This is a genomic window from Nitrosospira briensis C-128 (genome assembly GCF_000619905.2).
GTDB lineage: Bacteria > Pseudomonadota > Gammaproteobacteria > Burkholderiales > Nitrosomonadaceae > Nitrosospira > Nitrosospira briensis.
In genome coordinates this window covers 626,995-650,622 of record NZ_CP012371.1, presented here as the reverse complement: position 1 = coordinate 650,622, position 23,628 = coordinate 626,995, and the positions used below count along the sequence as shown (strand labels likewise).

Sequence of the window (23,628 nt, the reverse complement as noted above, 5' to 3'; positions counted from 1 at the left end):
AGGAGAAAGCCATGAATCGTATCAAGGATTTTTTCCGTACCTTCCTGTTGTTCGAACTGCTCAAGGGGATGATGCTAACCGGGAGATATATGTTCGCGCGTAAAATCACCGTGCACTTCCCGGAGGAGAAAACACCCCAGTCTCCCAGGTTCAGGGGTTTGCATGCGCTCAGGCGATATCCAAATGGAGAAGAGCGCTGTATCGCCTGCAAACTATGTGAGGCGGTGTGTCCAGCACTGGCGATTACGATAGAATCCGAGCAGCGCGATGACGGCACGCGCCGAACCACGCGGTACGACATCGACCTGACAAAATGCATATTTTGTGGATTCTGCGAGGAATCCTGTCCCGTGGATTCCATTGTCGAGACCCGTATCCTGGAGTACCACGGAGAGAAACGCGGAGATTTGATTTATACCAAGCAGATGCTCCTGGCGGTTGGGGACCGGTATGAGGAGCAGATAGCGAAGGATAGGGCAGCGGATGCGGGCTACCGGTAAATCTCGTGGTGACATGCACGGGGCCATTTTTATAAGCCATGTTTTGGAGATGCGGATTGTCCGCTTCATTTCACACCCCTCGTTGGAGAAAATGAAAATGAGGGGCTTCGTCTCGTTAACCTGCGCGAGTTCGCTCTATAGCTTCGAATTGACAGAAATGCCCATATGAGTTTTCCGGATATAATTTTTTATTTTTTTTCGGTGGTACTGGTGGCATCCGCCCTCGGCGTTATCACCGCTCGTAACCCTGTACATTCCGCATTGCTATTGGTGCTGGCTTTTTTTACTTCCGCGGGGTTATGGCTGTTGCTGGAGGCGGAGTTTCTCGCCATCACGCTGGTATTGGTATATGTCGGTGCAGTCATGGTGCTGTTCCTGTTTGTCGTGATGATGCTGGATATCAATCTTGATTACCTGCGCGAAGGATTCTGGAAATGGTTTCCGTTTGGGGCGTTCCTCGCATTGGTGATGGCGATCGAGATGGCCGCAGTATTGATGGGCAAGCAGTTCGGTGCCGATCAAATGCCGGCTCCGCCGGCGCGCGCAGCGGATTATAGTAATACCAAAGAGCTGGGACGCCTGATTTACACGGAATATGTTTATGCGTTCGAACTGGCGGCTGTCATTCTGCTGGTGGCGATAGTAGCCGCTATCGCACTGACGCTGAGGCAGCGTACCGGCACCAAATCGATGGATGTGGCGAAGCAGGTAGCGGTGAAGCGCGAAGACCGGATCCGTATGGTGTCGATGCCATCCGAAAAGAAAGAATAAAATTAATTTACATGGTTGTGTTTTGACGTTGTCCTGAAAGGGGGCGCAGTTTGGTTTCGTTATCCCATTACCTGGTTCTTGGTGCGATCCTGTTTGCCATCAGCATTGTCGGTATTTTCCTCAACAGGAAAAATGTAATCATCCTGTTGATGGCGATCGAACTGATGCTGCTGGCCGTAAACATGAACTTTGTCGCATTCTCGTATTATCTCCAGGACACGGCAGGGCAGATTTTCGTGTTTTTCATCCTTACGGTGGCCGCGGCAGAATCCGCCATTGGCCTGGCGATTCTGGTGGTGCTGTTCCGTAGTCTGCACACCATCAATGTGGACGACCTGGACAAACTTAAAGGGTAATTTTGCGAGTGGGAAACCGGTTCAGGTGTTTAGTGGTTCAAAAAATAAAAACTGAATTTCATGACTGAGATGCAAAAATTATATCTATTGGCGCCCCTGGCGCCTCTGGCAGGTGCTCTTATCGCCGGGTTGTTCGGTCGCCTGATCGGTCCAACCTGGAGCCATCGTATTACAATTGCCCTGATGCTCGTCTGCGTCGCTGCGTCCGTCACCATCTTTCTGGATGTGTTGAAAGGGAATATCTATGACGGAGCCGTTTATACCTGGGCGACATCCGGCGATACGCGCTTTGAAATCGGCTTCCTGATCGATCAACTCTCCGCCACGATGATGGTTGTGGTGAGTTTTGTTTCCTTGATGGTGCATATTTATACCATTGGCTATATGCACGAGGATCCCGGTTATCAGCGTTTTTTCAGCTACATCTCGCTCTTCACGTTCTCCATGCTGATGCTGGTGATGTCCAACAACTTTCTCCAGCTTTTCTTTGGATGGGAAGCGGTGGGGCTCGTCTCTTATCTGCTTATCGGGTTCTGGTATACACGTCCAACGGCAATTTATGCCAACCTGAAAGCTTTCATGGTTAATCGCGTCGGGGATTTTGGCTTTCTTCTCGGCATTGCTCTGGTACTGATGTATTTCGGCACGCTGGACTATGCGGCTGTATTCGCCCAGGCTCCACAGGCCACGACGCAGACAATCGAGATTATTCCAGGCGCATCGTGGGAATTGTTGTCCGCCATCTGTATTCTGCTCTTCGTCGGCGCAATGGGTAAATCCGCACAGTTTCCGTTACATGTGTGGCTGCCGGATTCGATGGAAGGTCCAACACCCATTTCCGCATTGATTCATGCCGCCACGATGGTGACGGCAGGAATTTTCATGGTGGCGCGCATGTCGCCGCTATTTGAGTTAACTGAAACAGCATTGTCAGTGATGCTGGTGATTGGCGGCATCACGACGCTATTCATGGCGTTAGTGGCAATTGTGCAGACCGACATCAAGCGTGTCGTGGCGTATTCGACCCTATCACAATTGGGTTACATGACCATGGCGCTCGGCGCATCGGCTTACACGGCAGGCGTTTTCCACCTGATGACCCATGCCTTTTTCAAGGCCGTATTATTTTTGGGCGCGGGTTCCGTAATTATTGCCATGCATCACGAGCAGGACATGCGGAAAATGGGCGGCCTGAAGAAATATATGCCCGTTACGTACTGGACCATGTTCATCGCTGCGCTGGCAAGCGCAGGCGTACCTGGTTTATCCGGCTTTTTCTCCAAGGATTCCATCATCGAAGCATTACACTTCACCACGATACCTGGTGCCGGCTTCGCCTATTTCTGTGGGGTAACAACGGTATTCGTCACCGCGTTTTACACCTTCCGTCTGCTTTTCATGACATTCCATGGCAAGCCGCGAATGGATCATCACACCGAAGAGCATCTGCGTGAATCGCCCTGGGTCGTGACGCTGCCGCTCATTGTCCTTGCCATACCTTCCATCGGAGCAGGCTGGCTCATCGGTCCCATCCTGTTCGGGAATTATTTTGGCAGCACCATACAAATCATGCCGCAGCACGAGGCAATGGCCAAAATGTCGCTGGAATATCATGGCATATTGGCAATGATGACCCATGCCCTAACGACCATACCATTCTGGCTTTCTGTCGGTGGAATCGTGACGGCATGGTATTTCTACCTAGTGAGAACCGATTTGCCGGAGAAAATAAAAAGAGCTGCCGGGCCGTTTTCCATACTGCTCGAGCGTAAATATTTCATTGACGAATTCTATTCCTGGTTCTTTGCAGGCGGTGCACGCGGACTCGGCAGGGGACTATGGAAATTCGGCGATGTAAAAGTGATTGACGGATTTTTCGTCAACGGCACGGCACGGGTGGTGGCCGGAACCGCCGTGCTGATACGCCGCTTCCAGTCCGGCTATATCTACCATTACGCATTCACCATGATCGTTGGCGTATTTGTATTGATGAGCTTCTGGTTGTCCGGGTCATAAAATAACAAAATATTATCGAGGGTTTTCGGCCCCTTCATCCGCTGCGCGCTAATGGATAAAATGGAATAAACATGCTGTTCGGTCTTCCCCTGTTAAGCTTGATCATTTGGCTGCCTATTCTTGCCGGCGTTGGTGTGCTCGCCACCGGCGGCGACCGTAATGCGCAACTGGCAAGATGGATTGCCCTCATCGGATCAGTTGCGGGGTTGCTGGTTGCGATACCGCTTTATACACAGTTTGATCCGCTGTCGAACGGCATGCAGTTCGTCGAATATAGCCTCTGGATCGAGCGCTTCAATATTCATTACCATCTCGGCGTAGATGGCATCGCCATGCCATTGATTCTGCTCAACTGCTTCACGACCCCACTGGTAGTAATGGCAGGGTGGCAGGTGATAAGTAAACGCGTATCTCAATATATGGCCGCGTTTCTTATCATGTCCGGCATCGTCAATGGTGTGTTCTCGTCGCTTGATGCGATTTTGTTCTATGTTTTCTGGGAAGCGTCGCTGATCCCGATGTTTCTGATCATCGGTGTCTGGGGAGGACCCAACCGCGTCTATGCGTCCATCAAGTTTTTTCTTTATACGCTGCTCGGTTCGCTGTTGATGCTGGTGGCATTCATTTACCTCTATCAGGTTTCCGGAGGCAGCTTTTCAATACTTGATTATCACCAGCTGCCGTTGCCGCTTATGCCGCAAATCCTGATATTTATTGCTTTCACGCTGGCGTTTGCGGTAAAAGTGCCGATGTGGCCAGTTCACACCTGGCTACCGGATGCCCACGTGGAAGCGCCTACGGGGGGTTCGGTTGTACTGGCGGCAATACTGCTGAAAATGGGCGGTTATGGTTTCCTGCGTTTTTCGCTACCGATCGTGCCGGACGCAAGCCAATATCTCGCTGGTATGATGATCGCATTATCGCTGATTGCGATCGTCTATATCGGCCTCGTCGCACTGATACAGGCGGACATGAAAAAGCTCATCGCTTATTCATCTGTTGCGCATATGGGATTTGTCACGCTTGGCTTTTTCCTGTTCAACGCCTATGGATTGGAAGGCGCGATGGTGCAGATGATTTCGCACGGTTTTATTTCCGCCGCGATGTTTCTATGCATAGGGGTTATGTATGATCGGCTGCATTCGCGCCAGATAGCCGACTACGGCGGGTTGGCCAGTAAAATGCCGGTATTCGCCGCATTTTTCATGCTCTTTGCGATGGCGAATACGGGATTGCCCGGTACCAGCGGTTTCGTCGGGGAATTCATGGTCATCATGGCCGCCATGAAAGTGAACTTCTGGTATGCATTTTTCGCAGCTACCACGCTGATCACCGGAGCGGCTTATACGCTCTGGATGTACAAACGCGTCATATTCGGCGCAGTCGTACATCCCGCCGTGGAAGAAATGAAGGATATCGGTGGCCGGGAGATCCTGATATTGGCAATTCTAGCTGTTGCGGTACTGGGAATGGGTCTCTATCCATTGCCATTGATGGAAGTGATGCATACCACGGTCGATGATTTGCTTGTGCATGTCGGACGCAGCAAATTGTAGTGTAAATAAAGTGGCCTGCTTGTTTGAGGATGATAATGAATTTTACGCAGCCTGATTTCGCGCCCGCCTATCCAGAGATTTTTCTGCTGGGTATGGTATGCGTGGTGCTATTGGCCGATCTTGCGTGGGGCGAAAAAAAACCCTATATCGCATACTTGCTCGCGCAGATTGCGTTGCTCGGTTGCGTGCTTATCTCGTTCGTCACCTCCGCTCCCGGCGTCGTCTATACCTTCTCCGGCATGTTTGTCGACGACGCGATGGCGGATATACTGAAGATACTGGTATATATCACCGTATCCGCTGTGCTGGTGTATTCGCGAAGTTATATTTCCGTACGCGGCATGCTCAGCGGGGAGTTTTTCAGTCTGGCGCTGTTTGCAACGCTGGGCATGATGGTCATGATCTCCGCCAGTCACTTCCTGACCCTTTATCTGGGGCTGGAGCTCCAGTCATTATCGCTCTATGCCATGGTGGCGTTGAGGCGTAATTCGCCTGGATCTACCGAGGCGGCAATCAAATTTTTTGTCCTGGGAGCGCTGGCTTCGGGTTTCCTGCTGTATGGCATGTCCATGATATATGGCGCGACAGGTTCCCTGAATATTATTCGCGTAACCGAAGTAATACAGTCGGGCGTAATCAATCATGCCGTCCTGGTGGTGGGGCTCGTATTCATCGTTGCCGGCATCAGTTTCAAGCTGAGCGCGGTGCCGTTTCATATGTGGGTTCCCGATGTCTATGAGGGTGCACCGACCGCCGTGGTGTTGTTTATCGGTTCGGCGCCCAAATTGGCCGGGTTCGGCTTCGTCATGCGCTTGCTGGCGGAGGGAATGGGGGGGATGTCGGCGGATTGGCAGGGAATGCTCATTATTCTCGCCGTTATGTCCATGGTTGTCGGTAATTTTGCCGCCATTGCCCAGACCAACATCAAGCGTATGCTCGCGTATTCGACCATTTCACACATGGGGTTCGTGTTGCTTGGCATCCTCGCTGCGGATGAAAATGGTTATAGCGCGGCAATGTTTTATGTTGTGGTATATGTGCTGATGACGCTGGGTACATTTGGCATAATCATGCTCTTGTCGCGCGAAGGATTCGAGGCTGAAAAGCTTGATGATTTCAAGGGGCTCAACCGGCGCAACCCATGGTACGCGTTTATGATGCTGCTGCTGATGTTCTCGATGGCCGGCATTCCCCCGACAGTGGGCATTTATGCCAAGCTGTCGGTCTTGCAGGCGGTATTGAGTGCAGGTTACATCTGGCTGGCAGTGGTGGCGGTACTTCTTTCGCTGGTCGGCGTGTTTTATTATTTGCGCATCGTTAAGCTGATGTACTTCGATGAACCTGAAACCGATGTTCTCATTGTGCCGCAGAACGACGTCAAGGTGCTGATAAGCGCTAATGGACTGGCAATGCTCGGATTCGGGCTTTTTCCTCAGGTGCTGATTGCGTTGTGTGCTTACGCTATCCAACAGTCAATGTAGTGCGCCAAAGCTTGGGTCTCCAAGCAGTTCGTGGTCCGATGGGTCCATGTAGGGCAGGCGAACCAGGCACCATTTGATCTTATCTGGAATGCTGGATATCAGGCCGAGCTGAGGCGTATCAGAGGGAACCGGCATGTGTCGGGAAGATGCCTCATCAGCTTAAGACAAAGTCGCAGGAATATCTGCCTGGCAGCCTGTCGGATTTAAAGGAAATCGGCTGCAAAAGTGTCTGGCTGGTTCATATTTTTCTGCTTTTTCGGCCAATAGAATAGCTATTGGCCTTCAAAACCCTCAAGATCTCCCCTCATCCAGTCACTTTTTCGCTGCGATTCTTTAAGTCCGACAGGCTGTTAGACAGCCCAGCTCACTTTCCCTTTACCAGATTCGACTTGACCTGTATCTCGGCAGCAGCTATATATAGAACGTACTGCGAATGTTTGATTCTTCCGGAATAACCATATCGGCAAAACCCCGTACAGAGGAGCGTGCAAATGAAAATGAAATGGATCTTGGGACTCGTAACGGCAGTTATTTTTAGTTTGGGACCGATCGGGGCTCAGGCCGAGGAAAGCTTCCCCGATGCAACCCTTAAACTGCGGGTAAATTCATTTGCACTCGCTTTTGGTTTCAGTTGGGGCAGCGGTACGCTAACCTATCGGGGGATGGACTATCCGGTCGACATCCAGGGATTTTCGTTTCTTGACATTGGCGCATCCAGGATTGATGCAGTTGGAAGGGTATATAACCTGAACAACATAGACGACTTCAATGGCAATTATGCGGGTGTCGACGGCGGATTGACGATAGCCGGCGGCGCCAATGCCGCCGCACTGAGAAATGAGAATGGGGTGAATGTCGTGTTTGTCTCTACATCAAGGGGCCTGGAGTTCAACCTCGGTTTCAGCAGCGTGATCATGAAGATAAGTCCGCGCGAAATAGTAGCCGCCCCACCACCCGCTGCCGTTCCTGCCCCGGCAGAGGTGCCTGTAAAAGTGCGCTTCGCCACAGACGAGCTATTCGATTTCAATAAAGCCGTCCTGAAACCTGGCTCATCGCGCTATCAACTGGATGAATTTGCGGCCAAGCTAAAAACGCTTCCTTATGATTCGATCAGTATCGTCGGTTATACCGACCGACTTGGTTCTGACGGATATAACAATCACCTTTCCCGGGTTCGAGCCGAAGTAGTCAGGAACTATCTGGTAACGAAAGGGGTGGATTCTGAAAAAATCCGGATTGAAGGCAGGGGTAAAGCCGATCCAATAACCGGCAACACATGTCAGGGCAGCGAAAGAACCGAGGCATTGATCGCATGCCTGCAACCCGACCGCCGTGTCGAAGTCCAGGTGAATGGCATACGGCAAACGAATTAGATCCGAGTTGGGTGGAATGAAGCGCTCCGCTTGGCTTGCAGGCACCTTCTTGCGTTCCACCCTTAGAGCCCGGATCCGGGGGCGCGAGCGTTACGTTGGCGCAGAGCCAGTTAGCCAATCGCTCCCCTGGAGCGATTGGTTCGTGATCCCTACGGTTTCTTGTAGCTGATGCGATAAATGGCGCCCGCAAAATCATCTGAAACCAGCAGTGCGCCGTCTGGCATAACCAGCACATCCACCGGTCTTCCCCAGGCATTTTCCTTTTCCAGCCAGCCCTCGGCAAACACCTCCTGTTTCACGACCTTATTGTTCTTCAGTTTCACCACTCTGAGGCGATAGCCAATCTTGTTGCGACGGTTCCAGGAACCATGTTCCGCAACGAAAATATTATTCCTGTATTCCGGCGGAAACATTTTGCCCGTATAGAAACGCATGCCTAGCGCTGCAACATGCGGCTCGAAGTTGGCTGCCGGCGGAGTAAGCTTGTTGCAATCGCGCTTTGCACCATATTTGGGATCTGGAATATCGCTTCCATAACAGTATGGGTAACCAAAATGCATGCCTTTTGCGGGCGCACGGTTGAGTTCGTCCGGCGGCAGATTATCGCCCAGCCAGTCACGGCCGTTATCTGTGAACCATAAATCCTTTGTTCCAGGGTGCCAGTCGAAACCCACCGTATTCCTCACGCCGTTGGCGAAGACCTCGTAGCCCGAGCCGTCGGGCTTGATGCGCGAGATCAATGCGAAACGCGCCGGATCGGGCTCGCAAGCATTGCACGGTGCCCCGACCGCGACATAAAGCAGGTTATCGGGTCCGAAAGCGATGAATCTGCCGCCATGGTGCTTCTCATTCGGAAAGTTGTCTGTTATCACCGTCGGCTTCGCCGGTTTATCCAGATTTTCCTCGATATCATCGAACCGTAAAATTCGGTCGACAGCGGAGGCATATAGTGCGCCATCCCGAAACGCCACTCCTAAGGGAAGGTCAAGCCCGCTGGCGATGGTTGTCACCTTGCGTGTACCGTCAGCTTCCGTGACGGCATAGACCTTCCCTGCCGAGGTGGAGCCAGCGAATACAGTGCCCTTTTTCCCCAATGCCAACCCCCGCGCATTGGGTACCTCTGCCCACAGTTCGATTGAAAAGCCGGCAGGTAGTTTAATTTTATCCAGCGGAAGCGGGTGAGCCTGATCTTGCGCGGCGACAGGTAAAACACAACAGAACATGCAAAAGACGAGACAACGGACGAAAGTTTTTATGATGCACATGACTGGACCCCGGACTGTAAATCAAAATGGATTAATAGGAAGCAAATCACGCATTGAACCTAAATCCGGTAGTTGACCGCTCATTTAATAGATCAGTGTTATGATTAAATAACAATATTTCATATTATTTGACCCTTACCTTCCGGGTGAGGCCGCTACGGGGAGAATTGTACAGTTTTTGGGGCACATGGCTACGTTGCAACTCCTTGGAATGGAACGGCGCCTGAAGCGTCGCCCGAGGGGCCCCACGCAGTGGGGATCGGGCAGCGCAGGGGATGCCGCGATCGCGTTCCACACGCACGGGGGCGCCCGCATCCCGCTTCGGGGTCGCACCTTCCTGCGGAAGGCACTGCTCCGCCCTGCGCGGTCGCATTCCGCGTCGTTGCACCTTGCCCTGCACCCCAAAAACCGTACACTTCTCCCCGCCCAACTACCGGATTTAGGTTGAAGCAAGATTTGGCGGTTTATTAGCGCTGGGCGGCTTGAAAACTTCCAATGCGCCCTAATTTATCCTATTGCGTTATTTCAGGAGATAAAACCATGCAAGACACAGCTACAAAAGAACATCTAAGTTTCCAGACTGAAGTCAAGCAGTTGCTCAAGCTGATGATTCATTCCTTATATAGTAACAAGGAAATTTTTTTGCGCGAACTGATTTCCAACGCATCGGATGCGGCCGATAAGCTACGCTTCGAGGGCCTCTCCGATGGTGCGCTGTACGAATCCGACTCGGATCTGAAGATTCGCGTCGGCTATGATGTCGCGACCCGCACCCTCACGATTTCCGATAACGGCATTGGCATGTCGCGGCAGGAGGTCATTGACCATATAGGCACAATCGCCAAGTCGGGCACGCGTGAATTCTTCAGTTCGTTAACCGGCGATCAGGCCAAGGATGCGCATTTGATTGGCCAGTTTGGCGTCGGTTTTTATTCAGCCTTCATCGTTGCGGACAAGGTGACGCTCGTTACGCGTCGTGCCGGCATGACGCCTGAGCATGGGATCCGTTGGGAATCCGCTGGTGAAGGAGATTATACGCTGGAGACAGTGGAGAAAATAGATCGCGGCACCGAGATCACGCTGCATTTGCGCGAAGGCGAGGATGACCTGCTCAACGGCTGGCGGCTCCGCTCTATCATACGGAAGTATTCAGACCATATTACCCTTCCCATTGTGATGAAGAAAGAGGAGTGGTCTCAGGAAAAAAATGAAAACGCGATTACCGATGAAGACGAGACCGTTAATCAGGCAAGTGCGCTATGGGCGCGACCCAAGAGCGAAATAACAGCTGAGCAATACAACGAATTCTACAAGCACGTGGCGCATGATTTCGAGCCGCCGCTGGCCTATCTTCACGCCAGGGTAGAGGGTAAGCAGGAATATACGCAACTGCTTTATATTCCGTCGCGCGCCCCCTTCGACTTGTTCGATCGTGAATCCCGCCATGGCATCAAGCTTTATGTCCGGCGGGTCTTTATCATGGATGACGCCAAGCAGTTGCTGCCGAACTATTTGCGTTTTGTGCGTGGTGTAATCGACTCGAACGACCTGCCCCTAAATGTTTCGCGCGAGATATTACAGGAATCGAAAGATATAGAAGCCATACGCGCGGGTGCCGCGAAAAAAGTGTTGGGCCTGCTCGAAGACCTGGCTCAAAGCGACCAGGAAGACGACAAAGCCAAATTCAAGACCTTCTGGAAGGAATTTGGGCAGGTTATCAAAGAGGGAGTGGCTGAAGACTTCACTAATCGTGAACGTATCGCCAAGCTGTTACGTTTCGTCTCCACCCATACCGACTCCGACGAGCAGACTGTGTCGTTCAGCGATTACATCGCCCGCATGAAGGAGGGTCAGGAAAAAATTTATTATGTTACCGCCGATAGCCTCAAGGCAGCCCGAAGCAGTCCCCATCTGGAAGTCTTCCTCAAGAAAGGAATCGAAGTATTATTGCTGTCCGATCGCGTGGATGAATGGCTGGTTGCAAATCTGACGGAGTTCGAGGGTAAGCCCCTGCAATCTGTGGCTAAGGGTAGCCTGGACCTGGGAAAACTGGAGGATGAGGCGGAGAAAAAGGAGCAAGAGAAAGAAGCAGGCGAATACAAGGAGCTTACCGAGAAAATAAAGAGCGTTCTCGGCGAGCAGGTGAAGGATGTACGTGTGACGTTACGCCTCACGGAATCTCCTGCTTGCCTGGTTGCCGATAGCCACGACATGAGCGGGAATCTGGAGCGCCTGCTGAAGTCGGCGGGGCAGAAAGTGGATCATGCCAAGCCTATCCTGGAGATCAATCCCCATCATCCCATGATCCAGCGCCTGAAATCGGATGAGGCTCACTTCGATGACTGGAGTCACATCCTGTTCGATCAGGCATTGTTGGCTGAAGGTGGTCAGCTTGAGGATCCTGCCAGTTTCGTAAAACGAATCAATGAGCTATTTTTGGCGACCGAAAGTGAGAAATAGTACTGTCGAGGTACAGGCAGCAATTTCTCCGATGAAGTCAATTTTGCCGAGTGGCTTTATGAGTGCTCCCGGGATATAGGTTTGCGAATAGTTTCCGGTGAGCGGTATCATTGATGGCAACGACGGCGGGGTGGGTCAGGCGACGTTCCATGGAGATGGCGTAAAACTGTTCGGTGACGTCGTCTGTCTGACCAATAATTGTAACGCCGTGCTCACGCTGTACTTCGTCGGCTATCACCGATGGTGCGATGAAAATGCCGATGCCGGCCTGGCCAAAGGCCTGCATCAACGCACTGTCGTCAAACTCCCCCACGATACGCGGGCGAAGCTGTTGCGAATCGAACCAGCGCATTAGCGGTATTCGCACAGCGGCTTCCTTTCCGGGAATGAGCATAGGTGCCGAGTCAAGAATGTGAGGCCATGCCTGCTTGAACTGTGCCGCAAGCCGCGGTTCGGCGAAGAATGTGATGCCGCAGTCGCCGAGTTTATGGCTATAGCCTTTTACATTGGTCTCGGCCGGCATGGGCCGGTCCGCGAGCACCAGATCCAGGCGCTGGATCGCCAGCTCCACCAGCAAGCGGACAAGCTTGTCTTCTCGGCAGACGATGCGCACCGGCTCGGCGAGCGTCATCGCCGGGGTAAGCAACCGGTAGGCAATGGACTTCGGAACGGCATCATCGACGCCCACGCGGAATGAAATGAAATGGCTTTCAGGGTGGCTGCGCAGCGCCTCTTCCAGTTCGTTCCCGACCTGAAAGATTTCATCGGCGTAGGAAAGCGTGAGGCGGCCCGTCTCCGTCAATTCCAGACGTCTTCCGACGCGCAGAAAAAGCGCTACGCCAAGCGACTCTTCCAATAATCCGATCTGGCCGCTCAGGGTTTGTGGCGTGAGATTCAGGCGTTCGCTCGCCCGGACAATGCTGCCGGCCTTTGCGACGGCCCAAAAATGATGTAACTGTTTATAGTTGAGCATCGAGGTGCGCCTTGCCGTAGCTGGGAGACAATAATTCGTAAAAATCGATTATATCATCAGTAAGATACTACTTTTCTTGATGCAAATTCTCAATTAGACTAAATTTTTATCCCTCTGCCAAGAGAGGCCGAATGACGTTGCTTTTTCGGTAATTGATTTTTTATTGCTGTGCCAAATGCTTGCGGCCGGGCATCCAGTCATCGTACCTGGCACTCAGCTTCGCCTCATCGTTGGAGCAGGCATTGCTTCAGGAAAATTTAAGGTAGTACATGCATATATCACTTCTGTATCGTATTTTGCCCAGCCTGATCCTTGTTTCGCCACTTACGCCTGCTTCAGCCCAAGGGTCGGCAACCATGCCTGAGCTCACCGCACCTGTTTTTGCCCCTGCACCTACGATTGCGCCTGCAGCCAGACCTGCAATTGCTCCCTCCGCGTCCGGCGCGGTACCACCTGTTGATGTGCCTACTACGATACCTTCTACGTCGGTGCCGCCTACCGTGCCGTCTGTGGGGCGACCTTCCGCGATACCGTCCATCACCTTGCCTTCCACTACAGCATCTCCACCCGTGCCTGCCGGGGCACTCTCCATCGAAGCCTTGCAAAGGCTGGGGCTGGAAGCCAACGGACTGGTGCGCGCTGCTCAATCGCAAGTGGAGATGGCGCAAGCAGGCGTGGTGAGGGCGACAGCCTATCCTAATCCGACAGTGAGCCTCATAGGCGGCCCTCAACATCCCCGAATCCCGGCCGCAAATCCAGCAACGAACACACGTCAGGTGACTGTCAGTCAAACTATTGAGAATCCATTTGTGCGGAGCGCCCGCATCGGCTCAGCCGAGGCCGGCGTAGAGGCCAGCCGTGCCAGCTTTCATCAGGTTCGTGCAGACCTGGCGGCACAGTTGCGGGTACGCGCGTATGAACTGCTGCTACGCCAGGAGATAGCGCGTATGGAAGCCAGCGTTTTCGACCTCATGGAAGAGGTGCGGCGGCGCATCCAGGTGGGCGTAGGGGTGGGTGAAACAGCGCGTTTCGAGTTGATCAGAGCGGATGCCGAGGTACTGAATGCCGCGAGCCGCAAAGAGGCGGCGCTATTGAATGCACAACGGGCGCGGGTCGCGCTGATGCAATTTACAGCGGGTGCCTTGAAACCTGATTTTGTAATAAACGCGTCCCTGTTCGATCCGGTCAACCTGCCTCCGCTGGAGCAATTACGTCTGGAAGTGCCAGCTGTCAACCCCGATGTGTTGCGCTTGCAGGCCGAATCGGAACAAGCACGTCTGCGAATCAATCAGGAACGCGCTTCGGTGCTGCCCTCGGTGGACGTCGTGTACAGCAATTATCAGGATGCGCAGTACACGGACAACAGGGGCGGTCTAAAAGTGACGATTCCTCTGTTATACCAGCGGCGGGGGGAAATCAATGCCGCTGTGGCCGATTCTGCGCGCGTGCGGGAAACGTTGGACTACCGTCGCTTCGAGATCGGCCAGTTGCTCGAATCCGCCTGGCAAGGCCTGCAAATCGCACAGCGCAGGGTGGAGATGTTCGAGGGCGGTATTATCAAGGAGGCCGAGAATGCATTGCAGATTGCCCAGGCAGCTTACCGGTTCGGCGAGCGGCCGCTGATTGAAGTGCTCGATACCCAGCGTGTACTTAGAGGGATATTAGCGGATTCATTGCAGGCACGCTTTGATTTACAGGCTGCTGCTGCCGAAATCGATCGGCTGCGGGCTTATTATCCAGGGGAGCAAGCCCACGAATGAAACTTACGTTGCCGATGATCGGTGTCGTTGTATTTACCGTTCTCCTTGCCGCGGGATGCGGCGGCAGCAAGGAGGCCGCATCTCCCAGCAAAGAAGTCGTGCTGCAAGAGCCGGAGGATGTGAACAGCATCACGATTCGGCCGGAATTGGTGCAGCGCATCACGATCGGTCAGCCGACAATGATCGATCTCGCCGATAAATTGCAGGTTCCAAGCCAGGTCGAAGTGGACGAGGAGAGGCTCGTCAGTATCGGATCCTACGTAACAGGGCGCATCATCGACCTATACGTGACGCTGGGTGAGAGCGTTGATGCCGGAGCGCCGTTGGCGCGTATTTCCAGTCCCGAATTAACTCAGGCACAACTGGCCTATTTACGGGCGTCTTCGCGGACTGTACTGGCCCAGAAAGCGGCCGAGCGTGCTCACCATTTACTTTCCGCTGACGTGATCGCCATTGCAGAGGTGGAGCGGCGCGAGTCGGAGCTGGAGGTTTCGCGTGCCGAGCTGGAGGCGGCGAAGGATCAATTGAGGCTGCTGGGCGTGGACAACAGTGCGCTGAAAGACTTGGTGGATAAAGGCCATATCCTGCCGTCCGTTGCCATCAAAGCGTCGAAAAGCGGCATCGTTATTGGTCGGCATGTCATCATCGGGCAAGTGGTGCAGCCAGCCGATCAGCTATTTCAGGTGGCCGACCTGTCCGCCGTCTGGGTGGTGGGCGATGTGCCGGAGCAGATAGCGCGAAATGTGCGGGTCGGTCAGCACGTAGAGATCCACGTACCGGCACTTGGCGATGTAAACTTCGACGGGCTCATCATCTTCGTTGCCGATACGGTAAATCCTTTGACCCGTACGGTGATGGTGCGGACGATGGTAGAGAACCCCAAGCGGAAGCTCAAGCCCGACATGCTTGCTACCATGCATATTACGGATAACCCGCATAAAAGCATGGTAGTGCCGGAAACCGCAGTGGTGCGTGAAGCCAATCGCGACTATGTTTTCCTGTCTCAAGGCAATAATCGGTTTCTGCGTATTCCCGTCGAGCTGGGCCCTGAAGTGGCCGATATGCGTCCCGTGCTGAAGGGACTCACGGCCGAGCAGCCTATTGTGGTGGATGGCGCCTTTCATTTGGATAACGAGCGCAAGCTCGCTGAATTGGAATAAACCCATGCTTGCCTCAATCGTACGCGCCATGCTCAAGCAACGCCTGATTGTGGTGGTGATCGCGCTGGCCCTGGTCGGCATAGGACTGCGCGCATCGACGAAATTGTCGGTCGATGCGTTTCCGGACGTGACCAACATACAGGTACAGGTCGCCACTGAGGCAGTTGGTCGCAGCCCGGAGGAGATCGAACGATTGGTGACGGTACCGGTGGAAATCGCGATGACAGGTCTGCCCGGCCTGGTAGAGATGCGTTCCTTGAACAAAAGCGGGCTTTCTCTTATCACCCTTGTATTTACCGACCAGACCGACGTTTACTTCGCGCGTCAGCTGGTAATGGAAAGGCTGATTGAAGTATCCAACAGGATGCCAAAGGGTATCACACCGGTACTCGGCCCCGTATCGACGGGTCTGGGCGAGGTATATCAATACACCATCGAACATCCCGACGATGGCGAACGTGCGCTCACGACGCAGGAGTTGACTGAACGGCGCACCATACAGGACTGGGTGGTGCGTCCATTACTGCGCTCTGTTCCCGGCGTGGCTGAGATCAATTCCATGGGAGGATTTGTCAAGCAATATCATGTCTTGGTCAACCCCGACCGGTTACGCCATTATGACTTGACATTGGCGCAGGTTGACAGGGCCATCGCCAGTAATAATGCCAACGCCAGCGGCAATATACTTCCACTGCATGCCGAACAGTACCTGATCCGTGGCGTTGGCCTGATCCAGACGCTGGATGACATCCGAAATATCGTTCTTAAAGAGCTGGACGGTATACCCATATTTGTTCGTGACGTGGCGCGGGTGGAGTTTGGCACCGAGGTGCGCCAGGGCGCCAGCATCAAGAACGGCTACACCGAGTCTGTCGCGGGCATAGTAATGATGTTGCGCGGCGGGAACGCCAAGGAAATCGTTGGGCGGGTGAAGGAGAAGGTGGCCGAAATTAATGAGCGTGCGCTGCTGCCGGGTGGGCTCCAGATTGTGCCTTTTTACGATCGAACCGATCTCGTGGATTCCGCGCTGTGGACGGTGAGCAAAGTGCTGATCGAAGGCATACTGCTCGTGGTAGTGATATTGTTCATCTTCCTCGGGGATGTACGCTCCAGCCTGATCGTAGTGGCGACACTCATTATTACGCCGCTGATCACCTTCATGGTGATGAACCAGCAGGAGATCTCCGCGAACCTCATGTCACTGGGGGGATTGGCGATCGCTATCGGACTGATGGTCGATTCCACGGTGGTTGTGGTGGAAAATGTCTATCATCGCCTGGGTCATGCCACCGGTGGCGAATCTCGGCTGCAACTTATCGTAGACGCGGTGGTCGAGGTGGGAACACCGGTGATTTTTGGCATTTCGATCATTATTCTGGTGTTTCTGCCGCTGATGGCGCTGCAAGGCATGGAAGGCAAGACGTTCAGTCCGCTTGCATTCACTATCGCCATTGCACTGGCGGTATCGCTTATTGTTTCCCTGACACTTTCGCCAGTACTCTGCGCGTACATGCTCAAGGGGGGCGCTGACCATGACACCAGAATTATCGCTTTGCTCAAATCGGGCTACCGTCGCCTTCTCAATTCGGCGCTAGCCAGGGAGAAGGTGACTATCATCATATCCCTGGGCCTGCTCGTGCTGTCTTTTTCACTGTTCCCGTTGCTGGGTAAATCCTTCATCCCGACGATGCAGGAGGGCTCGATAACGCCGGTTATCATCCGGGTACCCTCAATTTCTCTAGATGAATCCATCAAAATGGAATCAGAGGCAATGAGACTGATTGCCGCAGTGCCTGGGGTCAAGAGCGTAGTATCCAAGCTCGGTCGTGGCGATTCCCCTGCGGACCCGGCATCGCAGAACGAATCGGATCCCATTGCCGCGCTGGATCCGGATTCCGGTCGCACCCAGAAAGAAGTGGAAGAGGATATCCGCAAGGTATTGGCGGTGCTACCCGGCGTATCCATCGTCTTGTCGCAACCGATCGAACAGCGTGTGGACGAGATGGTCACCGGCGTGCGCTCGCAAGTCGCGATCAAGATCTTTGGCGACAATCTGGAAGAGTTGCGCAAGTTGTCGGAGCAAGTGGCGCGCATCCTCAAGTCCGTGCGTGGCGCCAGAGATATTCGTATCGAACGTTTGTCCGGCCAACAATCGCTGACCATCGACATCAATCGCCGTGCTATTGCACGCCACGGTCTCAACGTCGCCGACGTGAACGAGCTCATCGAAACCGCTATCGGAGGAAAGGCAGTTACTACCGTGTTTGAGGGCGAGCGCCGCATTGTCCTCCTTCTGCGCTTTCCCGAACGCTTTCGCAACGATGTCGAGGCGATCCGCGATCTCGTGTTGCGAGTGCCTGGAAAAACCGGGCCGGACGGCGCCTCGGCCCAAGGCGGCGTTTTAGTGCCGCTGCGCGCGGTGGCAGACATCCAGGTTGTCGATGGGCCGGCGCTGGTGTCCCGCGAATACGCGAAACGCCGCGTGGTGATCGGCGCCAACGTGCATGAACGCGATCTCGGCGGTTTCGTTGCAGAGGTACAGGAGCGTGTCGCCAGGGAAATCAAACTGCCAACCGGCTATTATTTTGTCTGGGGTGGCCAGTTCGAGAATATGGAACGTGCCATGGCGACACTTTCGCTGATAGTTCCGCTTACTATTGTAGCGATCTTCTTCCTGCTCTTCGTATTGTTCAATTCGATCAAGCTTGCGGGACTCATCATTCTGGTGCTGCCATTTGCTTCCATCGGGGGCGTTATCGGGCTTTTCGTCACCGGCGAATATCTTTCGGTTCCGGCCTCGGTGGGTTTTATCGCCTTATGGGGCATTGCGGTACTGAATGGGGTAGTGCTGATTTCCTATATACGGAAGCTGCGCGATGAAGGGGCAAGCGTGGCCGACGCGGTCATCAAGGGCTGCGAGCAGCGGTTTCGCCCGGTACTGATGACGGCTACCGTCGCCATGCTGGGTCTGGTACCGTTTCTTTTTGCCACCGGCCCCGGTTCTGAAGTGCAACGTCCGCTGGCCGTCGTGGTGATCGGTGGCCTGATCACCTCGACTTTGCTGACGCTCGTTGTATTGCCCACGTTGTACCGCTGGTTCGACGAGAAGCCCGTACACGCCGGGTACACGCCTGAGTGAGACAATAGGCGAAGATCAAAACGCTATGCGAAGCATAACGTCAAATTCCTGACTCCCCGGATATGGCTGTGCTGGAGGCAGTTCTCTCGCCATTCCTCATTAATAACCCGAACCGAAGGAAGAGCGAACTGCTTTCGCCGAGAAGAACACAATTTGTGCCGTTGTTATGGATTCTCCTGAATCCGGCAGTTGGACGAAGTGGAGTGAACTCACCAAAAAGGTGAAGCTCAAGGGATACGAAAAATCCTTTTCGGTTATAGCGCTGGTTGACGGGTGAGCTGAAAAACGAGCGCTCAACCGCCGGGTTCAGGATAATTACCCCATCCGATCGTTCTCGCGGTTGTGCATGATTCTGAGATCGGCAATATTGATCTTGTTACCACCTGATGGATCAGCTCGTCATCTCCAGCGGGCAGCCTGCTATAACCAGCGTTTCCATAAGGTTTGAGCGGTGACAGGGCAGCGAGATGAATTTCCTTCTTTTCTCAAAGTCCTGATACTAACCCGGATGTTTCATAAATTGACGCGCGCCCTCGCTGGTCTTTTGTTTCGTGTGAAAATTTCGTTTAGTCGGGCGTATGAATAACTACGCCACTCTTTCACAAAATCTCCCTACGAAACAAAATCCTGCGCAATCATCACGCGAATTTATGAAACATCCGGGTTAAAATACTCAACCTGAAAAATACTCGTAAAGTTATCGAGAGCCACGCCACCGAGAAGAGCCATGTCATCATCCCAAACTGCTGCAAAAGATAAAGCGAAAATTCTGGCCGAGGCCTTGCCTTATATTCGGCGTTTTCACGGTAAAACGATTGTCATTAAATATGGCGGTAATGCCATGATCGAGGAGCATCTCAAACAAGGCTTCGCCCGCGACGTCGTGCTGCTGAAGCTTGTGGGAATGAACCCTGTAATCGTTCACGGCGGCGGACCACAGATCAACGATATGCTGAAGCGGGTGGGCAAGCAAGGCGCGTTTATCCAGGGAATGCGCGTGACCGATGCCGAAACAATGGATGTGGTGGAAATGGTGCTGGGACTGATCAATAAGGAAATCGTCAACCTTATCAACCAGCATGGAGGTCTTGCAGTTGGCTTGACCGGTAAAGACGGCAGCTTCATCCGTGCAAAAAAAATGCTTATGCAGGACAGCGAGAAAGCGGGCGGATGGCTCGATATCGGCCAGGTTGGGGAAATTGAAAGCATAAACCCTGCTTTGATCGAGCTATTGGAAACACGCGATTTTATTCCGGTAATCGCCCCTGTCGGCGTGGGCAAGAATGGAGAATCCTACAATATCAATGCCGATCTGGTTGCGGGAGAATTGGCGAGGGTTTTAAATGCCGAGAAGCTGATACTGCTTACTAATACTCCCGGTGTGCTGGACAAGAATGGTAACCTGTTAACCGGATTGACTGCGCAGAGAGTGGATGAATTATTTGCCGACGGAACCATCTCCGGTGGCATGATACCAAAAATCGGTTCTGCACTGGACGCAGTGAAAAACGGCGTCAAATCCTGTCACATTATTGATGGGCGGGTAGAGCACGGATTACTGCTTGAGGTGATGACGGATGAGGGTGTGGGTACGCTTATAAAGGCGAGCTAAGTGGATAGGCAGATCTTCACCAGAGATCCGGGGCGGCGTCCGAACTCGATTCCAGCTCCATTGACCAGATGTCGTTATTTTCGCTGCTGACGATATTTTCCGACTTATTTCGTGAATATTCACGCCTGAACCACCCTGGTTCGACACAGGCTTATAAGAATTTGAATGACAGAGTTATCGAATCGAGGAATACATGGCAGCCAAGCCCGGCGAGAGAAAAGATCAAATCCTGCAGGTTCTGGCGGGAATGCTGGAAGAGCCCCGTGCGGGGAAAATCACTACAGCGGCGCTAGCTGCCAACCTGCATGTTTCCGAGGCCGCACTTTATCGTCATTTCGCCAGTAAGGCGCAGATGTATGACGGCTTGATCGAGTTCATCGAGAAAACACTGTTCAGCCTTATCAATAAGTTGACGACTGAAGAGTCAAGCGGCGTTAAGCAAGTAGAAGGGATTTTAGCGCTACTGCTTGGTTTTGCGAAAAAGAACCCCGGTATGACGCGAGTATTGATCGGCGATGCGCTGATAAATGAAAATGATCGCCTGCAAACACGCATCAATCAATTGCACGACCGGTTGGAGGCGACGCTGAAACAGGCGCTGCGCTTTGCGGCCGGTGAGCGTGAAATCGCGTCCGATTCGGACATATCCGCCCAGGCAAACATGCTGATGTGCTACATTGCGGGCCGTTGGCATCAATTTGCCAAAAGCGGTTTCAAACGGGATCCGATGGAGTATTGGGAAGCGCAACGAAGGGTAATACTCTCAAGTGAAGCGTTCAGACATGCTGCTCCGGGCCAATGACTGAAACGCTGATGGGCGATCAATGACTTCGCCTGAGAAATCGATCTTGCACGATCTTGTCTCTTTTTCATGCGGCTCTACCGCCATTTATCGAGCGGTTGGACTTGATTTTAGTCAAGCCGGAACAACGTGAGCATACATGTTTTCGTTTAAGGCGGTTTCCATGAGACCTCTACATTTCGAATACATGGAATTACAACATTTTCATGTGAATGCCAATGGAGAATGGCAGAAACCGATCAATCTCGGTGATGTCATCAATACTCCGGGTGAAGAAATGTGCTGGACTTTCACGCCTGATGGTAAGAAATTTACTGGCAGTTGGGGACCCCACAACACATTTGATACGGATATCCGCTGGATAAGCAAAGAGGATATCCCATTATTGAAAAAATTCGAGCCGATCGGGCCACCACCTAATTTACTTGCCAATGTCAGAAAATGACACCCAAGGAGGCTAGAATGAATTTCATGAGGAGAAGCACTACGGTATTAGTATCGACGCTCTTGGCACTGGCATTGACTCAAGTCGCAAGAGCGGATGCCGAGGGTTCACATAAACCCATGATTGGCGATGTACACTTCAAAGTGGAGTGTAACGCTACGGCACAAGCCAGGTTTAATATGGCAATAGCGTACTACCACTCTTTTCAGTGGCAACGTGCCATTGCAACGGCTGACGACGTACTCAAGGCCGACCCCACTTGTGGTATGGCTCATTGGGTAAAAGCTCTAGCGATTCTCGATAACCCGTTTGCCTGGCCAGTCACCTTGTCAGAAAAAGCAATGACTGAGGGGCCGATATTACTCGATGCCGCGCGTAAGTCCGGGCTCAAGACTCAGCGAGAGCGTGACTATGTCGATGCACTCGAAATATTCTATAAAGGCCTGAACAACGCCAACTATCGTGAAAGGGCTGATGCCTTCGAAAAAGCGATGGCGCAGCTGGCACAACGAAATGCCGACGACAGTGAGGCAACCGTATTGTATGCGCTTATTCTCTCGAGGAACTTTGATCCCACTGACAAGACCTATAGCAATCAATTGCACGCCGCCAAGTTACTCGAGCCGATCTTTGCCCGGGAGCCAAACCATCCTGGAGTGGCGCACTATCTTATTCACAGTTATGACTATCCACCGTTGGCCAAGCGTGGGATCGACGCTGCGAAGAAGTACGCGAAAATCGCTCCGGACGCGCCTCACGCCTTGCACATGCCATCGCACATCTTCACCCTCACAGGCTTCTGGCAAGAGTCGATTGATACAAACCGTCGTGCGGCCGCGACGGCGGATGACTCGATTACCCACGACGGGCATCATGCATCCGACTACATGGTATATGCCCATCTGCAGTTAGGTCAGGATCTCGCGGCGCGAAAAGTCATGGAGCAAGAGCAAGCGAGACATGGGATTGACATGCTTGGGGTCGCGTATCCGTACGCTGCTATCCCCGCAAGGATCGCACTTGAACGCGGAGCCTGGCAGGAGGCAGCGAATTTGCGGTTGTATGCCCGGGATACCTACCCATGGAAAAAGTATCCACAGGCTGAAGCGGTCAACGCTTTCGCCCGCGGTATTGGTTCAGCGATGAGTGGAGAGCCGGCTAAGGCAAAATTCGAGGCGAAGCGGTTGACCGAACTTCGCGATGCGGCGGCGGCTATTAAATTAAACTACTGGGCCGATCAGATCGACATCCAGGTCGAGGTAATACGTGGACTGGCGGCCTTTGCGGAAGGCAAACGCGATGAGGGTACCGCAATACTGCGCCGAGCGGCAGAGCGTGAAGATGCAAGCGCAAAGAACGTCGTCACGCCTGGGCCAATCGTTCCGGCGCGAGAGATGTTGGCAACGATACTTGAACGTGACCAGAAACCGGCTGATGCTCTCGCTGAATTCGAAAAAGTTCTTGAGCAACAGTCCAATCGATATCGCGCGATCGCGGGAGCAGCTCAAAATGCAAAGCGAGCGGGCAATGAGCAGAAGGCAATTCACTACTCGGAGCAGCTGCTTAAATTGACCGAGCACGCTGGCAGCCCGCGCCCCGAGATAGTCGAGGCTAAGCGTATACTCGGAAGGTAACTGTACAGACTTTCTCCCAAGATGGGATTGCCTGGTTTCAGGCGATCCGTTATCTCATTATCTATGAACGGTCGCTGGCCAGGGCCTTCGACTCTTGGTCCCGTATGTAATCTCTCCAGCGCGACCGGGCGATTCTCTCCATTCTGCTCTTTCATCGAATCAGACGAGCGGAGTTGGCCAAACTCAAAGTGAAGAATTACAGCAAGACGCGCCGTGCGGTGGCGCATCTGCGGGCACGGTTGGCCGGGTTCTCCCAAAGTTCCATGTTCCCATGCCCAGAGCCGGCACGTTCCCCCAATGGCAGCAGGAATGATAGATACCGGTA

The 23,628-nt window shown here is 53.1% G+C and carries 18 protein-coding genes; 15 read left to right on the top strand and 3 right to left on the bottom strand.

All coding sequences use genetic code 11. From position 1 onward, the window contains the following. Positions 1–11: 11 nt before the first annotated feature. The 7 genes from nuoI (at position 12) to F822_RS02930 (ending at position 8,053) form a co-directional block, all read left to right on the top strand. A complete protein-coding gene (gene nuoI / locus F822_RS02965; protein ID WP_025042019.1) occupies positions 12–500 on the top strand; it encodes an NADH-quinone oxidoreductase subunit NuoI in 489 nt (162 codons plus the stop codon). 165 nt (positions 501–665) lie between these two features. Further along, complete coding sequence (locus tag F822_RS02955) at positions 666–1,271, top strand: NADH-quinone oxidoreductase subunit J (protein WP_025042017.1); 606 nt, start codon at positions 666–668, stop codon at positions 1,269–1,271. Positions 1,272–1,321: 50 nt separating this feature from the next. Then, complete coding sequence (gene nuoK, locus F822_RS02950) at positions 1,322–1,627, top strand: NADH-quinone oxidoreductase subunit NuoK (protein WP_025042016.1); 306 nt, start codon at positions 1,322–1,324, stop codon at positions 1,625–1,627. Positions 1,628–1,687: 60 nt separating this feature from the next. Further along, positions 1,688–3,643: an NADH-quinone oxidoreductase subunit L gene (gene nuoL / locus F822_RS02945; protein ID WP_082204590.1), complete on the top strand. Its 1,956-nt coding sequence runs from the start codon at positions 1,688–1,690 to the stop codon at positions 3,641–3,643. A 71-nt stretch (positions 3,644–3,714) separates the two neighbouring features. Continuing rightward, positions 3,715–5,199, top strand: a complete 1,485-nt coding sequence (locus tag F822_RS02940) for an NADH-quinone oxidoreductase subunit M (RefSeq protein WP_025042014.1) — start codon at positions 3,715–3,717, stop codon at positions 5,197–5,199. A 35-nt stretch (positions 5,200–5,234) separates the two neighbouring features. Continuing rightward, a complete protein-coding gene (gene nuoN, locus F822_RS02935) occupies positions 5,235–6,680 on the top strand; it encodes an NADH-quinone oxidoreductase subunit NuoN (RefSeq protein WP_025042013.1) in 1,446 nt (481 codons plus the stop codon). Between the two features lie 491 nt (positions 6,681–7,171). Continuing rightward, on the top strand, positions 7,172–8,053 hold the full coding sequence (locus F822_RS02930; protein ID WP_025042012.1) for an EipA family protein: 882 nt from the start codon (positions 7,172–7,174) through the stop codon (positions 8,051–8,053). Between the two features lie 149 nt (positions 8,054–8,202). Here F822_RS02930 and F822_RS02925 read toward each other — a convergent pair whose 3' ends face one another. Then, on the bottom strand, positions 8,203–9,318 hold the full coding sequence (locus F822_RS02925; RefSeq protein ID WP_025042011.1) for a PQQ-dependent sugar dehydrogenase: 1,116 nt from the start codon (positions 9,316–9,318) through the stop codon (positions 8,203–8,205). A gap of 540 nt (positions 9,319–9,858) precedes the next feature. On the opposite strand from F822_RS02925, the gene htpG reads away from it, so the two are divergent. After that, entirely contained in the window at positions 9,859–11,778 is a 1,920-nt protein-coding gene (htpG, locus tag F822_RS02915; protein ID WP_025042010.1) for a molecular chaperone HtpG, read from the top strand. Between the two features lie 37 nt (positions 11,779–11,815). Here the strand turns inward: htpG and nhaR are convergent, their stop codons facing one another. Beyond that, on the bottom strand, positions 11,816–12,751 hold the full coding sequence (gene nhaR, locus F822_RS02910; RefSeq protein ID WP_025042009.1) for a transcriptional activator NhaR: 936 nt from the start codon (positions 12,749–12,751) through the stop codon (positions 11,816–11,818). Between the two features lie 247 nt (positions 12,752–12,998). Then, complete coding sequence (locus tag F822_RS16090) at positions 12,999–13,343, bottom strand: hypothetical protein (protein ID WP_231623558.1); 345 nt, start codon at positions 13,341–13,343, stop codon at positions 12,999–13,001. Between F822_RS16090 and F822_RS02905 the strand changes: the two genes are divergently transcribed. From F822_RS02905 to F822_RS02875, 7 genes are all read left to right on the top strand, one after another. Beyond that, the gene (locus tag F822_RS02905) at positions 13,321–14,511 is read left to right on the top strand and encodes a TolC family protein (RefSeq protein WP_231623557.1); all 1,191 of its coding nucleotides are present in this window, start codon (positions 13,321–13,323) and stop codon (positions 14,509–14,511) included. The two genes, F822_RS16090 and F822_RS02905, sit on opposite strands and share 23 nt — an antisense overlap. Then, a complete protein-coding gene (locus F822_RS02900; protein WP_025042007.1) occupies positions 14,508–15,671 on the top strand; it encodes an efflux RND transporter periplasmic adaptor subunit in 1,164 nt (387 codons plus the stop codon). Before F822_RS02905 ends, F822_RS02900 begins: the two co-directional genes overlap by 4 nt. A 4-nt stretch (positions 15,672–15,675) precedes the next feature. Then, positions 15,676–18,810 (top strand): efflux RND transporter permease subunit, encoded by a 3,135-nt coding sequence (locus F822_RS02895; RefSeq protein WP_025042006.1) that lies wholly within the window; start codon positions 15,676–15,678, stop codon positions 18,808–18,810. A gap of 727 nt (positions 18,811–19,537) precedes the next feature. Beyond that, positions 19,538–20,422, top strand: a complete 885-nt coding sequence (argB, locus tag F822_RS02890) for an acetylglutamate kinase (protein WP_025042005.1) — start codon at positions 19,538–19,540, stop codon at positions 20,420–20,422. A 193-nt stretch (positions 20,423–20,615) separates the two neighbouring features. Then, the gene (gene slmA, locus F822_RS02885) at positions 20,616–21,224 is read left to right on the top strand and encodes a nucleoid occlusion factor SlmA (protein WP_025042004.1); all 609 of its coding nucleotides are present in this window, start codon (positions 20,616–20,618) and stop codon (positions 21,222–21,224) included. A gap of 163 nt (positions 21,225–21,387) precedes the next feature. Further along, positions 21,388–21,669, top strand: a complete 282-nt coding sequence (locus F822_RS02880; protein WP_231623556.1) for a hypothetical protein — start codon at positions 21,388–21,390, stop codon at positions 21,667–21,669. A 17-nt stretch (positions 21,670–21,686) separates the two neighbouring features. After that, positions 21,687–23,303, top strand: a complete 1,617-nt coding sequence (locus F822_RS02875; RefSeq protein ID WP_231623555.1) for a tetratricopeptide repeat protein — start codon at positions 21,687–21,689, stop codon at positions 23,301–23,303. Positions 23,304–23,628 lie beyond the last annotated feature (325 nt).

Bases quoted from the DNA above. Each gene is read 5' to 3' on its own strand.
- nuoI (WP_025042019.1), top strand. From the start codon at position 12: ATGAATCGTATCAAGGATTTTTTCCGTACCTTCCTGTTGTTCGAACTG.
- htpG (WP_025042010.1), top strand. From the start codon at position 9,859: ATGCAAGACACAGCTACAAAAGAACATCTAAGTTTCCAGACTGAAGTC.
- nhaR (WP_025042009.1), bottom strand. From the start codon at position 12,751: ATGCTCAACTATAAACAGTTACATCATTTTTGGGCCGTCGCAAAGGCC.
- F822_RS02880 (WP_231623556.1), top strand. From the start codon at position 21,388: ATGAGACCTCTACATTTCGAATACATGGAATTACAACATTTTCATGTG.
- argB (WP_025042005.1), top strand. From the start codon at position 19,538: ATGTCATCATCCCAAACTGCTGCAAAAGATAAAGCGAAAATTCTGGCC.
- F822_RS02940 (WP_025042014.1), top strand. From the start codon at position 3,715: ATGCTGTTCGGTCTTCCCCTGTTAAGCTTGATCATTTGGCTGCCTATT.
- F822_RS02925 (WP_025042011.1), bottom strand. From the start codon at position 9,318: ATGTGCATCATAAAAACTTTCGTCCGTTGTCTCGTCTTTTGCATGTTC.
- F822_RS02875 (WP_231623555.1), top strand. From the start codon at position 21,687: ATGAATTTCATGAGGAGAAGCACTACGGTATTAGTATCGACGCTCTTG.
- slmA (WP_025042004.1), top strand. From the start codon at position 20,616: ATGGCAGCCAAGCCCGGCGAGAGAAAAGATCAAATCCTGCAGGTTCTG.
- F822_RS02895 (WP_025042006.1), top strand. From the start codon at position 15,676: ATGCTTGCCTCAATCGTACGCGCCATGCTCAAGCAACGCCTGATTGTG.
- nuoN (WP_025042013.1), top strand. From the start codon at position 5,235: ATGAATTTTACGCAGCCTGATTTCGCGCCCGCCTATCCAGAGATTTTT.
- F822_RS02930 (WP_025042012.1), top strand. From the start codon at position 7,172: ATGAAAATGAAATGGATCTTGGGACTCGTAACGGCAGTTATTTTTAGT.
- F822_RS16090 (WP_231623558.1), bottom strand. From the start codon at position 13,343: ATGGAGAGTGCCCCGGCAGGCACGGGTGGAGATGCTGTAGTGGAAGGC.
- F822_RS02900 (WP_025042007.1), top strand. From the start codon at position 14,508: ATGAAACTTACGTTGCCGATGATCGGTGTCGTTGTATTTACCGTTCTC.
- F822_RS02955 (WP_025042017.1), top strand. From the start codon at position 666: ATGAGTTTTCCGGATATAATTTTTTATTTTTTTTCGGTGGTACTGGTG.
- nuoL (WP_082204590.1), top strand. From the start codon at position 1,688: ATGACTGAGATGCAAAAATTATATCTATTGGCGCCCCTGGCGCCTCTG.